Origin of the sequence: Helicobacter sp. 12S02634-8, assembly GCF_002272865.1 — a bacterium.
GTDB lineage: Bacteria > Campylobacterota > Campylobacteria > Campylobacterales > Helicobacteraceae > Helicobacter_J.
Genome location: NZ_MLAP01000001.1, coordinates 167,235 through 183,035, shown reverse-complemented (window position 1 = coordinate 183,035; position 15,801 = coordinate 167,235). Strand labels below are relative to the sequence as shown.

At 41.2% G+C, this 15,801-nt stretch carries 13 protein-coding genes; 3 read left to right on the top strand and 10 right to left on the bottom strand.

The genetic code is table 11. The features are described from left to right. Positions 1 to 23: 23 nt before the first annotated feature. Complete coding sequence (ciaB, locus tag BKH46_RS00925; RefSeq protein ID WP_095224936.1) at positions 24 to 1,895, top strand: invasion protein CiaB; 1,872 nt, start codon at positions 24 to 26, stop codon at positions 1,893 to 1,895. 134 nt (positions 1,896 to 2,029) lie between these two features. Here the strand turns inward: ciaB and BKH46_RS00920 are convergent, their stop codons facing one another. The 5 genes from BKH46_RS00920 to rplI are packed head-to-tail and all read right to left on the bottom strand — an operon-like array spanning position 2,030 to position 6,280. Further along, complete coding sequence (locus BKH46_RS00920; RefSeq protein ID WP_095224935.1) at positions 2,030 to 3,025, bottom strand: L,D-transpeptidase family protein; 996 nt, start codon at positions 3,023 to 3,025, stop codon at positions 2,030 to 2,032. A 20-nt stretch (positions 3,026 to 3,045) separates the two neighbouring features. Continuing rightward, positions 3,046 to 3,948, bottom strand: coding sequence for a GTPase Era (gene era, locus BKH46_RS00915; protein WP_095224934.1), 903 nt, complete (start codon positions 3,946 to 3,948; stop codon positions 3,046 to 3,048). Then, positions 3,948 to 5,264: an HslU--HslV peptidase ATPase subunit gene (gene hslU / locus BKH46_RS00910; RefSeq protein ID WP_095225035.1), complete on the bottom strand. Its 1,317-nt coding sequence runs from the start codon at positions 5,262 to 5,264 to the stop codon at positions 3,948 to 3,950. The genes era and hslU overlap by 1 nt, the downstream gene beginning before the upstream one ends. A gap of 20 nt (positions 5,265 to 5,284) precedes the next feature. Continuing rightward, complete coding sequence (gene hslV / locus BKH46_RS00905; RefSeq protein ID WP_095224933.1) at positions 5,285 to 5,830, bottom strand: ATP-dependent protease subunit HslV; 546 nt, start codon at positions 5,828 to 5,830, stop codon at positions 5,285 to 5,287. 3 nt (positions 5,831 to 5,833) lie between these two features. Beyond that, positions 5,834 to 6,280 carry a 50S ribosomal protein L9 gene (gene rplI / locus BKH46_RS00900; RefSeq protein WP_095224932.1) on the bottom strand — a complete coding sequence of 149 codons (447 nt, stop codon included), beginning with the start codon at positions 6,278 to 6,280 and terminating at the stop codon, positions 5,834 to 5,836. A gap of 55 nt (positions 6,281 to 6,335) precedes the next feature. Here rplI and BKH46_RS00895 point away from each other — a divergent pair, with 55 nt between their 5' ends. Further along, positions 6,336 to 6,983 (top strand): SprT family zinc-dependent metalloprotease, encoded by a 648-nt coding sequence (locus tag BKH46_RS00895; protein ID WP_095224931.1) that lies wholly within the window; start codon positions 6,336 to 6,338, stop codon positions 6,981 to 6,983. 23 nt (positions 6,984 to 7,006) lie between these two features. Here BKH46_RS00895 and BKH46_RS09770 read toward each other — a convergent pair whose 3' ends face one another. Then, on the bottom strand, positions 7,007 to 8,221 hold the full coding sequence (locus BKH46_RS09770) for a hypothetical protein (protein WP_275542174.1): 1,215 nt from the start codon (positions 8,219 to 8,221) through the stop codon (positions 7,007 to 7,009). 305 nt (positions 8,222 to 8,526) lie between these two features. Beyond that, positions 8,527 to 9,732 carry a 2,3,4,5-tetrahydropyridine-2,6-carboxylate N-succinyltransferase gene (locus BKH46_RS00885; protein ID WP_095224930.1) on the bottom strand — a complete coding sequence of 402 codons (1,206 nt, stop codon included), beginning with the start codon at positions 9,730 to 9,732 and terminating at the stop codon, positions 8,527 to 8,529. A 392-nt stretch (positions 9,733 to 10,124) separates the two neighbouring features. On the opposite strand from BKH46_RS00885, the gene BKH46_RS00880 reads away from it, so the two are divergent. After that, complete coding sequence (locus BKH46_RS00880; protein WP_172402510.1) at positions 10,125 to 12,290, top strand: TonB-dependent receptor; 2,166 nt, start codon at positions 10,125 to 10,127, stop codon at positions 12,288 to 12,290. On the opposite strand, the gene BKH46_RS00875 is transcribed toward BKH46_RS00880, so the two are convergent. The 3 genes from BKH46_RS00875 to ispG form a co-directional block, all read right to left on the bottom strand. Then, complete coding sequence (locus BKH46_RS00875; protein WP_095224928.1) at positions 12,287 to 13,534, bottom strand: MFS transporter; 1,248 nt, start codon at positions 13,532 to 13,534, stop codon at positions 12,287 to 12,289. The genes BKH46_RS00880 and BKH46_RS00875 overlap by 4 nt on opposite strands. Positions 13,535 to 13,543: 9 nt before the next feature. Next, positions 13,544 to 14,458: an AEC family transporter gene (locus BKH46_RS00870; RefSeq protein WP_095224927.1), complete on the bottom strand. Its 915-nt coding sequence runs from the start codon at positions 14,456 to 14,458 to the stop codon at positions 13,544 to 13,546. A gap of 192 nt (positions 14,459 to 14,650) precedes the next feature. Further along, positions 14,651 to 15,724, bottom strand: a complete 1,074-nt coding sequence (ispG, locus tag BKH46_RS00865) for a flavodoxin-dependent (E)-4-hydroxy-3-methylbut-2-enyl-diphosphate synthase (protein ID WP_095224926.1) — start codon at positions 15,722 to 15,724, stop codon at positions 14,651 to 14,653. Between the last annotated feature and the right edge of the window lie 77 nt (positions 15,725 to 15,801).

Here is a 15,801-nt window from a genome sequence, read left to right as displayed (position 1 = left end):
AATACAGAGCAAGGAGTATGTCTATGCAAACAATCAATGATATTTCTAAAAAAACTCAAAAAGATATAAAAATCTTTTATACTTTGATACAAAAAAATTCTGAGGAAATTCAAGGGATTTATAAAATTTTTGATGATTTCAAGCATTGGGAACGCCACCCTTATGCCCCCACGCTCTCTCTTCTCATCAAGCGGCTAGGGCTAGAGCCACAAAAGCCCGTGATGATGGCCTTATGTGATCGGATTGCCCATCTCAAAGAAGCTCCAATGATCCAAATCCTCAAAAAACACCATAAAAGTTCTATTGATATTTCTATCGCTAAAAGGCTTTTGCTGAATTTTGTGAGTAGTTTTTATGCTAAAAAACACCACGAACTTATCTTAGAAGTCTATAAACAAGGGCTTTTTGACGCCTTTTATCGGGAGCTTTTGATGGGCGTGCATACAATCGGTCTGGCGATGAATAATTTTTTTGAAAGTTGGCAAGATGTGCTGATTGATGGGATCAATAAAGATATGCAAAAATCTTATGGCAATATGCAGGCACTAAAGCTTTTAGCCCCCACGATAGACACTGAAGAGATACAAGGGCATATGATTGCTTCAGATCGGAGTTATTCTATCCCCAAAAGACTAGGCGATACATTTATTGCAATCCCTTATGCTAATGCCTTTGATATTGAGATCGTTGCTATTGTTCGGGCTATAGAAAAGCTTTTAAGTAAGCTTGGAGCACTTCCTGATACGATTTATGACAAAAAAGAAGCCTATTTGAAGTATTTTCAAGCCCTCAAATGTGCCTTTGCCCAAAAGGACAAAAATAAACTCATCGCAAGCTGGCGAGAGGTGGATATGTGTTGGATGGCGATAGATACGCCCTTTCAGGTGGGGCACCCCCTTGAATACTATGAAGACAGATACCGACACGCTGTGGCCCCTGAGTGGGACTTGAGGATCAGTAATCCTGATAAAATCGCTGATAAACGCGTGCCAGAAAGCATTGAGGTGATGTTTGCACAATATGCCTCTAAGCTTGCAGCCCCTAGAGCACTCAAAGATTGTGTGCAAAAAGCCCTCAGAAATGTCAAGGTCTATAATGGCTTGCCAGGGCTTTTTTATGGGGCTGATATGAACGGGCTTTTTTCTGCGCAAGTTGTCCCTAATGATGAGGTCGTCACGCAAAGATTTGGTAAAAAAATCTTTGCTTTTGGAGATAAAATTATCCAATCAGCACGCAATAAACCAAAAATGAAATTGAGTTATGAAACCTTTGAAACATCATATCTGCAAGCTCGTAGGGATATTTTGTTTGGTAATGAGCCTTTATGGCATTTGGTGTATGATATCACCACTAATGGGCATGAATTTGGGCATATTCTTTGGATAGAAGAAGACACGCAGAGATTGATGAATATTGATGGGGAGTTTAAAAATATTGAAGAGTTTAAAGCGACTGCGGGGGGCTTGGTGGCGTTTTTTGAAAATCCTTATACACAAGAAGAGTTTGAAGCTGTGATTGATGATACTCTTTGTAGGGCTGTGGGGCTGATGGCTTGGAGGGAGCAAGAGGAGGTGCTGCCTTATTATTGTGAGGGAATGATCCATTTGTATGGGGCTTTTGAGAGTGGTGTGCTTGTATTTGACCCAAGCTCTACTCCGGTGCTAAAGGTAAAAAAAGACAGATATGGGGATCTGAAATTGTGGTATATGCGTATTTATGAGTCTTTAGCGCAGCACTATATCCAAAAAGCGCCCGCTGATATGTGGCTGCAAAATTTTGTATCCAAAAAAGCTAAGGGCTATAGTTCTACTTCAAAGCTTGCTTATGTATTCATAGAGTGGTATTGGCAAAAATACCAAGAAATGGGTCAAGAGGTCTTAGAAGTATCCAAGTAGTCCATATAGTTTATGGGGTCTATGTAGTTCTTATGGGGGAGGGATTAAAGCCAATCTGTGTGGAGAGAGGGGAGGAGGGGGCGAGTGCTGCGGGCGAGTAGGAGATTTGGTGTAGAGGGAAGTGATAGGAGGGATTATTTTTCGGTCAAAATAGAGATTTTGCCATCTTTGAGTTGGAGATATAATTCTTTTTTGCTATTAGAAGTGTAGGTGGGCTGATTGTTTTTATAAGCAGAGTAATTTTGCATGAAGCTGACTTTAAAGAGTGCCTTTCCACTTTCATTGGGGTAGGGGGAGATATTGATATCTGAAAATAGGATTGTTTTTTCTTCTTTTTTGTCAAAAATGCGCTTTTTGTAGTCTTTGAAACGTCCAAATCTCATGCCATCATAGCGGATAAAATCATTGTCATAAAAGGCAAGATAAGTATTCAAATCATTTTGAATCCACGCATCACGCCAAGCGTATAAATCGCTCAAAATCACTGCTAGCTCTTCTTTTGTTGCGGGTTTGAAATCGTTCTCATAAGTAATCAATAGGGCTTTTTTATTGCCGATGAGCTTATCGTATTGGCTAAGGGTTTGGTTTTCAATAGCGATACAGCCTTTTGTGTTGAGATCTTCTCGGTTGCCATTGAGGGGGAGTCCGTGGATCCAGATACCATAGCCTGTTTTTTTCTGTATCTTGTCATAAGTATTTGGATAGCTTGTCGCAAAGGCCATGGGTCCATAATATTGATTCAAATTGCCTAATCTTTGGGTGATGTCATAGACACCTATGGGCGTGGTGAGATCGCCCTCAATTTTTTTATTGCCCTTGCCTTTGCCCACAAGAGCACTCGTTTGATTGATTTTTTTGAGATGTCCATCGTTGATTGCATACAGACTCAAATCAGGGATAGATTTATCTGAAACAAACAAAAACTCCAATCCCTCATAGTATCCATAATCCGTGTCTTTGTCTTTGAGAACTTCAAGCCAAAAATCTTTTTGCTTCAGATAATTTTCTAGTATCGATTGTGTCGCCTCCAAGCCCTTGGTGCGATAGGTTTGGATAATATTGATGGCTGTATTGTCCATTCCATAAAGCAGACACAATGCCAACAAACTAATGCTCAAAACAAACCTCATAACCTCACTCCTTCACGCTTTTAATCTTCAAAATCATATCCAAAATTCTTGAGTTTTGCCCTTTCCTTGCTCCATGATTTTTGCACAAAAACATTTAATTGTAAAAAAACCTTTTTTTCGCTCAAAATCTCTAGTTTCTCTCTTGCTTGCTTGCCAATGCGCTTGATAGTCTGGGCGTTTTTGCCGATGACCATACTTTTTTGACTTTCTTTTTCGACAAAAATCTTTGCAAAGACCTTATTGAGATGATCGCTCTCGATAAATTTTTCTATCTTGACATCGCTTTCATAAGGGATCTCATCACTCAAATTATTAAACACACTCTCTCTGATGGCTTCTTTGTAGATATATTTGAGATTTTCATCTGTCAAAATCTCTGTGTCAAAATACGGAGGAGAGAGAGGCAAATGTGTGCTGACTTCTTCAAGGAGCTCTTTGAGATTGATAGATTTTTGCGTGCTGATGGGGAGTAGGGACAGGAATCTATTAGCATAGGGCTGATAGCTTTGGATTTTTTTTAAAATTTCTTCTTGGCTGGCTGTGTCGATTTTGCTTAAAATCAAAATATGGGGTTTTTGGGTGAGGGATAAAAATTCTTCATAATACTGGGTTTTATCGTGAATACCTGCCATGAATACACACAAATCACAATCTGCAATCGCCTTCATCGCCTCTTTGAGCATGAACTGATTCAAAAGCTTTTCTTGATGGTGCAAGCCGGGTGTATCGACAAAGATAATCTGGGATTGCACGCCATTTTTATCTCTAAAAGGCACGATCAGATTCATCTTTTTTCTTGTTGCATTGGCTTTGTGGGAAACTAGGGCAATATCTTGCTGGAGGAGCTTGTTTAAAAGTGTGCTTTTACCACAATTTGGACGCCCAATGAGGGCAACAAAGCCCGACTTGAATCCCCCCTCCATCAAAGGATATACCTAGCCAAATCAACATTTTCTACCAAATCACTCAATTTCTCATCGACCAATGCTTCTGTGATACGCACACTCTGCCCTTGATAGCTATCAGCATCAAAGCTAATATCTTCTAGCACCCTTTCTATGGTTGTATGCAGTCTTCTAGCGCCGATATCTTCAGTCTTTTGATTAGCTTCATAAGAGAGCTCAGCTAGCTTCCTTAGGGCTTTATCATCAAATTCAATACGCACATTTTCAGTCTGCAATAAGGCCTGATACTGCTTGATGATAGAGGTTTTAGTCTGTGTGAGTATCTGATACATTCTCTCACTATCCAAGCTATCAAGCTCCACGCGCAAGGGGAATCTCCCTTGCAATTCAGGGATCAAATCGCTAGGCTTACTCAAATGGAACGCCCCTGCAGCGATGAATAAAATATGGTCAGTTTTGACTTGCCCGTATTTGGTATTGACCATACTGCCCTCAACAATAGGGAGCAAATCTCTCTGCACGCCCTCTTTGCTAGGGTCTTGGCGTGTGCCCTCTTTGGAGCTCACAGCGACCTTATCGATTTCATCGATAAATATCACACCCGCTTCTTGCGCGCGCTTTAAGCCCTCGATTTTAATCATCTCAAAATCCAATATCTCTTCAGAAGCGTCTTGTTTGAGTGCTTCTTTGGCTTCTTTGATGTGCATTTCTTTTTTGATTTTTTCTTGTTCTTTGCTCAAGACCTTGATAATGCTTTCTTGGACTTTGATGATTTCTGGGGGCATATTATTGTCTGAATCGATAATTTTTTTACTCAGCTCAATCTGGACTTTCGCATCGTCCATTTCGCCATTTTTGACCCTTTGTTTCATCTTAGCAAAACTGCTTTCATATTCTTGCTTTTTGCTCTCACTCACGCCATTTGGCAAGGGAGGTAAGAGTCTTTGGGTGATTTTTTCGATAACAAAATCTTCTATTTTTTCTTTAGAGGCCTCTTGGTGTTCGTTTTCAACAAGATTGATACTAGCTGATACGAGATCTCGCACCATCGACTCCACATCTCTGCCGACAAATCCCACTTCGGTGTATTTGCTCGCTTCGACTTTGATAAAAGGGAGACCCATGATTTTTGCCATGCGTCTGGCTATCTCTGTCTTACCCACGCCAGTAGAGCCAATCATTAAGATATTTTTAGGTGTCACCTCTTCTTGGAGTTCCTTAGGGAGGCATAGGCGTCTGTAGCGATTTCTCAAGGCAATAGCGACAGATTTTTTGGCATTTTTTTGCCCGATGATATATTCATCTAAATACTGAACAATTGCTTTGGGAGTCATATTTAACTTGTCTTGTACGTTCATTGAAGCTCCAAAATTTTAATATTTGTATTGGTATAAATGCAAAGATCGCCAGCTATTTTAAGGGATTCTTCTACAAGGGCTTTAGGGTTCATGGACGCAAAACGATCGAGTGCCCTAGCTGCACTCAAGGCATAATTGCCCCCACTGCCTATAGCAGCTATTTTATTGTCTTCAGGCTCTACAACATCTCCAGTCCCACTCAAAATATAAATAAAATCTCTATTGAGCACAATCATCATCGCTTCAAGCTTGCGTAAATATTTATCCTTTCTCCATTCTTTGCTAAATTCCAAAACACTCCGGACTAAATCCCCCTTTCGCCCCTCAAGGATCTTCTCAAACATATCAAACAAAGCAAAGGCATCGGCTGTGCTGCCTGCAAAACCGCTCAATACTTGATTGTGATAGAGTGCGCGAATTTTAGTGGCATTAGACTTCAAGACACAATTTCCAAATGTCACTTGCCCATCTCCACCAATCACAGCATATTTTTTGCCCTCAAACTCTCCCTTATATCCCAATATCGTTGTTGCTTCAAACATCAATCACTCCGCTATCACATCGATTTTAAGCACTCCTAAAATCCCATGACCTAGCTTGACATCGATTTCATAGATACCTGTGCTTTTGATGGGAGTTTTGAGCTCAATGTGCTTTTTATCTAAACTCAAATGGTGGGACTTCTCAAGTGCTTCAACAATCTCTTCTTTTGTGATAGCACCAAAGAGCGAGCCATTAGCACCAACTTTTTTGATAATTTTGAGTGTAATGCTTTCTAAAGAGCTAGCAAGCTGCTTTCTTTCTGCCATCTCTAGGGCTTCTAGCTCGGCTTTTTTCTTTTGTTCGGCTTTGTATTTGTTGATGACTTCATTGCTAGCGTGCTTTGCCTTGCCTTTTGCAATCAAGAAATTTTGACCATAGCCATCTTTGACTTCGTGGATTTCTCCGGCTTTCCCCAACCCCTTTATATCCTCTGTCAATAAAATTTTCATTTTAATCCTTTTTAGGTAATATTACTCAAAATCTTATCAAAAAAGAGTAAGGCTTATGGAACTTTTGGATACATTGGGTATCAAAGACTCTGTCATATTCAAGAAGACAAACAACAAAAACCCACGCATCAGTATCAAGCAAGAGGGGATAGTGATTGTGAGTATCCCACATTTCTACACCAAAGACCAAACCCTAAAGCTCCTATCCACCCATCAGCAGTGGATCCAAAAGAATCTTGAAAAAATCAAGCATAGCCATTTGCAAGTCCAAGAACTCTTAGATACACACCGCAATGAGATTTTATTTTTTGGCAAGTGGATTGCACACACTCCAAATATCAATCTATCTTTTTTAAAAAAATCCCTCCTAGAGTATCTCAAGACCAGAACAGCCCAAATTGCCGCACACATGGGACTTGAATATACCAAAATCTCTGTGCGTGAGAGCAAAACACGGCTAGGAAGTTGCTCATATCAAAATAACTTGAGCTTTTCGCTTTTACTTGTTTTTGCCCCTGCGTATTTGATCGATTATGTCATTGTCCATGAGCTTTCTCATATCGTGCATAAAAACCATTCTAGGGATTTCTGGGGGCTAGTGGGGCGTTTCTATCCCCAGCACAAGCAAAGGCGAAAAGAACTGCATCAAAATGTGCGATTTTATATCCCATTGCTAGATAGAATTTCTGCATTATCAAGCTAGTATCATCACTATCATCGCCTGAATCATCGCCCTAAGGAATTGGAATTTTTAGGGAAGAAAAAGCTCCCATTATTGGGGCGAGGGTAGAGTAACTGCTGCTTGAAAATCCTATAATTATCACAGCCTGATTGCAAGCCGTTATCACACACATAAGCAAACAAATCCAAAGCCCTCTGTGTGTCTTGAGGGATACCCAATCCTCTCTGATACAAGACAGCTAGATTGTTGCAACTCCCAATCATACCCCCATCACAAGCAATCTGAAAATACTTCGCAGCATAAAAAAAGCTCACAGGCGCACCAGAAGTCCCATTAGCATACATCCAGCCCAGATTAGCACAACCTGCGATATCTCCGGCATTGCACGCCAAATAATTCAGATCCACAAGCCCAAGCCTTGCTTTATCGATCCCATAAATATTGTTTGTATTAGACATCAAGCCAAGATTATAGCAAGCCATATCGCTCCCTGCTTCGCAAGCAAATTTATAGTATTCTAGGGCTTTGAAATAATCTTTTGGCACTCCATCACCATTAGCATACATCCACGCTAGATTATTACAAGCTAGCAAATCTCCCCCTTGACAGCCCGTCATATAGAGCTCTGCAGCTTTTTGTTTGTCATTAGCGTCGGCATTTTTTTGATAGTCATAAATCATTGCTAGATTCGCACAAGCTGTCGCATCGCCCCCACTGCAGCCCATTTCATAATAACGCGTAGCCTTTTGGACATCTGTTTGGATCCCCACGCCGTTCATATACATCGTGCCTACGCCAAAGCACCCCGCAGGATTCCCCTCATCACAAGATTGTGCAAATAATTTAAAAGCTGTTTTGTAATCCCCCATTTTAGCGGCCTTGATACCTGCTTGGAGTATGGCATCAGCTCCTTCAGGGGGCGTGAGATGGTCAGTGAGCGGGACGGGCTTAGGGACAATGGGCGTATCGGGCTCGGGATTGGGTGCGAGGATAGGTGCGGGATTTCTTTGGGTATTTGGAGTAGGTGGCGTGTTTGAGGCAGGTGGAGTATTTGAAGATAGAGGAGGGGCTTTAGGGGTAGTTGTATCATTGGCTGGGTTGGAGTTTCTATCTGGAGTTTGTGCTTGGGTGGGGGCTTGTGTTTGAGGGGTGGTGGGAGTGGCAGATTCTTGGGGCTCAGCAGCACTGAGTGTATGCACATTGCTCATAACACCCACAAGCAGGGCAATCAAAATATTTGTTTTTATCCTTTTTTGCATCAGTCTAGGCTCCTTGTGTTGGCAAATATTTCTAAGAATATCTGAAATATCTCTAGCGAAAGCAAAAATAATACCAAAAGTCACACTCGCTCTCCCTCGCTCTTTTATATCGCTATGTCTTTTTTTAATCTTTTTTATTTAATCTTTTTAATCTCTGCATATAGCAGCTATCGTTGCCCCCCCCCCTTTTTTTTCTTTATTTTTTTCTGATTTTGGATAGAACAATAAATTCTTAAAATCTAGCAATTCAATCAATCAAGTGCTAATAAAACTCTGTAAATCCATATTTAAGGCTATTGATTCTATCAATGCAAGGCTGTATTGAGCTCTATTTTTCTATTACTCCTAAAAGCAATCATTTTTCCACTCGTGCTTTCTTGTCTGAAATGCAGACCATTTTTTCCTGAAAGATCTTTGCCCTTATAGAGCCCATCTGAGTGGATAGCAAACTCTGTGTTGATTTGGGCAATTTTTTTGGCTTCACTCTCAGTGATTGCAAAGATTGTCCCAGCTAAAACAGCAATACCCCCATCGACAATACACCCATCTCCCAAGCTGATACCCGTAGAGCTATTCACGCCCAAAAGACAATTTTTACCAATGCTAATGGGGGCAGAATTCCCTCCACTCAGCACGCCTAAGATACTAGCCCCTCCACCTATATCTGTGCCCTCTCCGATGATGACAGATGAAGAAATGCGCCCTTCGTTCATACAAGCCCCCAAAGCCCCTGCATTGAAATTCACATAGCTTGCACCGGGCATTTGTGTGTAGCCGCCATTGCCCAAATAAGCACCAAATCTAGTTTTGGCTGTGTCTAAAAGTCTGATGTTGTCGTATTGGGGGATAACTTGCATGAGATATCGGGGGAATTTATCGACAAAATCAATACAAGGATAGAGCCCTTGCATTTTGAGGGCGATTTCATTTTCTCTGAGCCACGCAAGCTCATAAGGGCGATTCCCGCTCCAAGCGACATTTTGCAAAAGCCCAAAAATCCCGTCCAAAACCAAGCTCCTAAGCTCTGCTTTGCCTAAGGAGAGGGCTAAGAGCTTGAGATAAGCAGTTTCTACACTCTGGCATTTGGTGTCTTTAAAAAGTGCGACAAAATGGAATAAAAATCGGCCACTTTCATCTCTAAGGCGCCCTGTATCTAGGGCTTTCTTGAGTTCTAAGACAGCTTGAATATTTTTGTGATTTGTTTTGTTTTGGATTGCTTCGTTTAAAAAGGGCGTATAAAGCTCCAAAGCCTTGTATATAAACCCCTCATCAATCCCATACACACACTCACTCTCGCTTATAGAGATTTGATTTTCAGGATTGAGTGCGTGCATAAACACGGCATAAGAGCCGAGATTTTCATGACTCCAATTTAAGAGTGGATAAGTCGCGCAGAGCACATTGCCTGTGAGCTGACCTCTGTCAATTCTGGCAATGCCAAAACCCAGCGGGGGCTTATAATTGGGCGATTTTTGGTAGCTATCTACAAAAGCTTTGAATCTGTCTATCATCGTAATTTCTCCTCAAGAAAGGTTTTGAGTGCTATTTATAGTGTGATTTGTTTGAATAATCAATAAAATATCTATAAATCACTCTGATATTATCCCAAATCCTTAGTTGTGTTTGTGCTCGGATAGATTAAATATCCATTGGATCTATGCTCGTATGGCAGAAAAAGGTCTTTTTCTACTCCCTAAAATACTCCACAATAGGCACGCAACTAGATTGCAAAATTCTTGGGTAATTTGTCAATAATTTATCAAGAAATTAAGTAGATTTGGCTTATTATTCATTATATATTTTTTTATATAAGGAGATTGTATTGCGAAAATCAAGTCAATGGCAAAAAAATATTTTATGTGCTATGGGGGGAGTTTGTGTCTTGGGTATATTTGGAGGGCTTATGGCTAGCCAAAAGGGTCTTGCTCTCACGCCTTTGATGACAACAGCCACACGGATACCCACTCGTATCAGTCAATCACCCGGAAATGTCACATTGATGGAAAAATCTGAAATCAAAAAGAGGACACCGCGTCAAATCAGCGATATGATCTCTGTGATGGCAGGCGTGAGGGTGAGTAAAGATGTGGGCTATCAAGGGCGAGAGCAGCTATTTATCCGCGGTATCCCCTATGGGACGATTGTAATGCTTGATGGTGTGATACTCAATGACTTAGAGGGAGAAATGCGAGTGATCCAATCTATCAATGCCTATGATATCGATCGCATAGAAGTGGTGCGTGGGCCTTTTTCGAGTTTGTATGGGACAGGAGGGATTGGTGGGGTGGTGAATTTCATCACAGAAATGCCCGCTAAATTTGAATCCACAGCCGTATTGAGTTATGGCAATGAGCTAGATTCTAGCCCCATCAAAAGTGCTGATAAAAACCTTGCAAGGGGATATTTTTCACTCGGAGATGTGTTTTTCAACCATCGTTTAAAGCTCAAAGCTACTTATGCCTTTACCCACTCTGATGGGGCATATCGTGTGCCTGTTATGGCGACTCAAAGCCCTATTGCGGGGCTAGATGTCACTATCAACCATCAAAGTATCGACCCTAAAACCAACAACAATGCAGGCTGGCTAGGACGCACTGGCTATGGCACACAAGATGGGAGACTGAGGCTAGGCTATGACTGGGGCGAGAAAGATACGACAGACCTAGACTTGCATATTTTATATCTAAAAGAAAATGAGGGGGTGCCTGATAGCAATATGAGAGATACAAATGGTGTGGCCATCTGGTCGTATATGACAAACAATGGTAGCTATTCGCCTTTTTTGGAATTACTCGAAGCAGGGAGAAGAAAAGAGTGGAATTATATCGCTTCTATCTCACATAAGCATTATTTCAGTGAAAATGCTGATTTGAGTTTAAAGCTTTCTAGCGTGGATTTAATCAGTCATTTTGTCGATGGGCTCAGCAGCGCTACGATCTTTGGAGGTAGGGGTATTAGCTTGGATAATTATGCGAGCAGCAATTATTTTGATGCAGTTTATACCAATCGATTGAGTAAGAAACATACCTTTTTGCTCGGCTTTCAAGGGCGATATAGTCTTACACACAACGAACGCAACTATGTTGCACAATACAATCAAAAAAATTTTTGGAATCATTATGATGGTTTCAAGGTCAAGGATTATACTAATGCCTATACTCTCGCACTATGGGCGAGCTGGGTCGCAAAGTGGGATAAAACTTTTAGCACAAATATGGGCTTGCGTCTGGATTATTGGCAGAATTTTAATGACAAAGCTGCTGGCTATGAGGTGGGTAAAGGAAAAAATATGCAAAATTATGGAGGTTTTTCTCGCTTTTTCCCCTCACCCAAGGCAGCGATTAATTACAATCCGTTTCCATATACCACTATCAAGGCGTCTATGGGACTAGCATTCCGCGCTCCTGTGGCAAGGGAGATGTATCTTGTGGATAAAATAGGCAAAAGAAGTCGCGCAAACCCTTATCTCAAGCCAGAATATGGCATTGAATATGAACTTGGGCTCGAACAGCGCAATCCCTATGGGGGTGTGGCAAAAATTTATTTTTATCAAACTGATTTATTTGACGCTATCTATGAACAAGGTGATGGCAAAAGCATTGCGAGTGCCTTTCGAAACATCAATGGAGGGCATAATCGTATTTTGGGGATAGAAGCTGAGGTGATTCAAAAAATATGGGGTGATCTCAGTGCTGATCTCAACTATACCTACACACACGCCCAAGTCGTAGATAATCCCAACTCTCCTCAAGATAATGGCAAGTTTTTAGCAGGAATCCCTAAGCACATGATGCATTTATCTTTGCTTTATGGGAGAGAAAAAGGTTTTTTTGGTTCTTTGCAGGTCAATGCTATCAGTGGGGCTTATAATAGTATCAAGAATTCTCCTATTCTCAATGCGTATAAAAATTACTATGGACATATCAGTGCAGATGTTAAAATCGGCTATACCTTTAGCAATCAGCTATGGGTGTCTTTGAGTTTTTTGAATTTTACAGATTCGCAGTATTTTGATTATTATAAAGCGCCAGGGGCGAGCTTTTATCTTGAAGTCGGAGGCAGGATTTAGCAAGAGGGCTTTTTGAGATATTTTAGCAACCACAAAGCCATAATTCCCAACACTCCAAGCCCTAAAAGTGGCAAAGTCGAGTGCGTATAGTTTCCATATCTATCTTTGATGATTCCAACAGCCCCATTAGCCCAAAACCCCATGAGATTACTGAGGGCATTGACACAAGCTAGATAAAACCCTAGCTTTAAAGGTGGAACACTCTCAGTGAGATAGGCCCAAAAAGGTGCTTTAAACATAAAAACACAACTGATAATGACACATAAAAATATTTCAAGCAAAAATACTGAATGTTTAATGAGATTGAGCCCTGCCAAAAAGCAACTGATTGAGATTAAAAGTATGAAAATCTGCTTTTGACGCCAGAAACAATGCTTATCTGAATAAAAACCATAAACAACCATCATCACCATCGCCACTCCAAAAGGCAGCATATTGAACAGACCGATATCAATCAAATCTGTTTCCATAGAAGCAATGATAGAGGGCTGCCAGATTTTAAAAACCCCCGAAGCTGCTGAAACACTCGCATACACCAAAGCAAAGAGATAAATGCGTATGTCCCCAAAAAATCTAAACGCAAAAGCTCCTCTTATCGGTTGGTAATCAAGAGTTTTAGCGATTTGGGATTTCTGGGTAGATGTGAGCCAAGGGGTTTGTTGATAGTCTTTGGGTAAATAGCATAAAATAATCCAACCACACAAAAAAGCTGGCAAGGCTTCTAGGGCAAAAAGCCATTGCCAATTTTTTCCCCAAGGTATCTCAAAGCCAAGTATCCAAGCAGATAGCACAGAGCCCATGGCGTTTGCTAAAGGATTTGCAAGTAAAAATAAGCTCAAAATCTTTGCCCTATATTTCTTGCCAAACCAAGTATTTAAATAAAGCATTACAGTGCTCAAAAACCCTGCTTCACACATACCAAATAAAAATCTTAAAATATAAAATTCGCTAGAAGTTTGGATAAAAGCCATCAAAAATGAACACACACTCCAAGCAAGCACCATCAAAGCAAGCCAACATTTCAGGCCAAATTTTGTAGCGAGTGCCACACTGGGAATCTCAAATATCGCATAAGCTAGGATAAATTGTCCAGCTCCAAACCCAAAAGCACTCTCAGTTATGCCTAAATCTTTATCCATAAAAAGCTTGGCAAACCCAACATTAGCTATTTCGATATTAGCAATCAAATATGCAAAGAACAAAATAGGTAAAATCCTCAGTCCAACAAGCCTATATACATACATCACACTCCCCTAAATATAGCTCAGATATAGCCATAGAGGTATGATACACGCACTAGCAAGGATCCCAAAAGCGATAGAACTCACAGCAAGCTTTTTGTTGAGCCCTGCACGCATAATCACAGCTGCTGAGCTAATCAATGGGGGCATAGCCGATTCTAGCAGCGCCATCTGCCCATCACCTTGTATCGTGCCATAGCTGAGCTTAAGAGTGAAAAATAGCAAACTAGGGACGACCACCATTCCCCAAAAGAGCACAAAAAATGTATTTTTCCATTCGGTTTTGATATCACTCAGACTGATTTGCACCCCAATAGCAAACAAAGCTACAGGCGTCGCACAAGCCCCCAACTGCTTGATGGGTGTAAAAATCCACTCAGAAAGACCAAAAGGCATGAGCTTAAACACCAAACCAATGATAAGGGCTAAAAAAAGTGGGTTTTGTGAGAGTCGCATAGAAATCGACCTGAAGTTAAATACGCCCTTGCCTCCTAAGCTCATCATCAAAGGCGTGAGTATGGCTAAGGGAATAGCTGTGCATATTTGATCATATAAAATAGCCTTATTTGCGTATGCTTGCCCCAAAGCCCCGCCCACTAAAGGCACGCCCAAAAAAAGCGTATTCCCCAAAGTGCTCAAAAACGCCATAGAAACGATAGTGTTTCTCTCTCTTTTGAGTAAGAATTTTGCAAAAACATACATCAAGAGCCCGCCAATGAGCGAACAAAGCAGTGCTAAAAGCAAGGTCACAAGCAGCTTGATTTCAAACTCAATATGATAAATGCCTGTAAAAATCTGTGCTGGCAGGGCAAAATTCAGCAAAAAGCCTAGCAAAATCCCGCTTTGCTTGTTGCCTACCATACGCATTGATTTTGCCAAATATCCCAATCCAATAAAAGCAAAAACCCCATACAGAGCCAATAACATCTCATTCCCCTCTACACTTTGCTGCTAAGCTTATTTTTAGCAGACAGACTAGGCTTTATCAGCAGTGATTGTAACGCTAGAAAGCTTTTGAAACCTTAAAAACACATATCCACCCACAATAGCCATAGATGATTCAAGCACAGAAAGCACAAGATTCAAGGGCTCAAAAAAAGGGGGAGGTTAGGGGAGGGGTTATTCAGATTGCCCGCGCTCAGCAGCGAGCTTTTGCACCTCATCGATAAAAACCTCTAAAATCTTGTCTTCAGGGAGTCTGCAGAGGACTTCGCCATTTTTGATAATTAGACCATCGTGGTTACCAAAGGCAATGGCAATATCAGCGTGCTTGGCTTCGCCGATAGCATTGACTGCACAGCCCATCACGCTCACATTTAGAGGTGTTTTGATATGGGCAAGACGTTTTTCTACTTCTTTGACAGCAGCAACAAGATTGGCTTCAATGCGCCCGCAAGTGGGACAAGAGATGATAGTAATGCCATCTTTTTGCCTCCCACTATATCGCAAGATTGCCTTGGCAACTTTGATTTCTTCTTCTAATTCGCCTGTGATAGAAATACGCATTGTATCCCCGATCCCCTCCATCAAGAGATTACCCAATGCCATAGAGCTCTTAATCATTGAGTGGAATATTGTCCCTGCTTCTGTGACCCCTAAATGGAAGGGATAAGCAACCAAAGGACGTAGCATTTTATACGCTTCAATCGTGCGTTCTACATCGCTTGCTTTGAGGGAAACTTTGATATTTTCAAATCCAAAATCTTCAAGCAGCTTGATATTATAAAGCGCTGATTCGACCATACCTTTAGGTGTGGGGCCATATTTTTTATCAAATTGCTTCTCCAAACTCCCGCTATTGACGCCTATGCGGATAGGGATCTGTCTTTGATTGCACGCATCGGCCACGGCTTTGATACGATCTTTTGTGCCGATGTTGCCCGGATTGATACGGATTGCATCAACACTCTCAGCTGCAATCAAGGCAAATCGATGTCGGAAGTGGATATCAGCAACAATCGGGAGGGTGGAGATTTTTTTGAGCTCACAGAGTGCGTTAGCATCTTTTTGGTCGCTCACAGCCACACGCACAATATCGGCCCCCACAAGATGGAGCCTGTCGATTTGCTCTTTTGTTGCTTTCAAGTCGGCTGTTTTGGTGAAAGTCATACTCTGCACACTGATGGGAGCGTCCCCACCGATGGGGACATTGCCGATAAAAATCTGTTTGGTGGGATATCGTGGCTTTAACATCTGTCTTCCTTAAAAAATTGTGCTTATGCTGAAAATATTATTTTGGTCTTTTGTTTTTGAAATTATTTAAAATAATT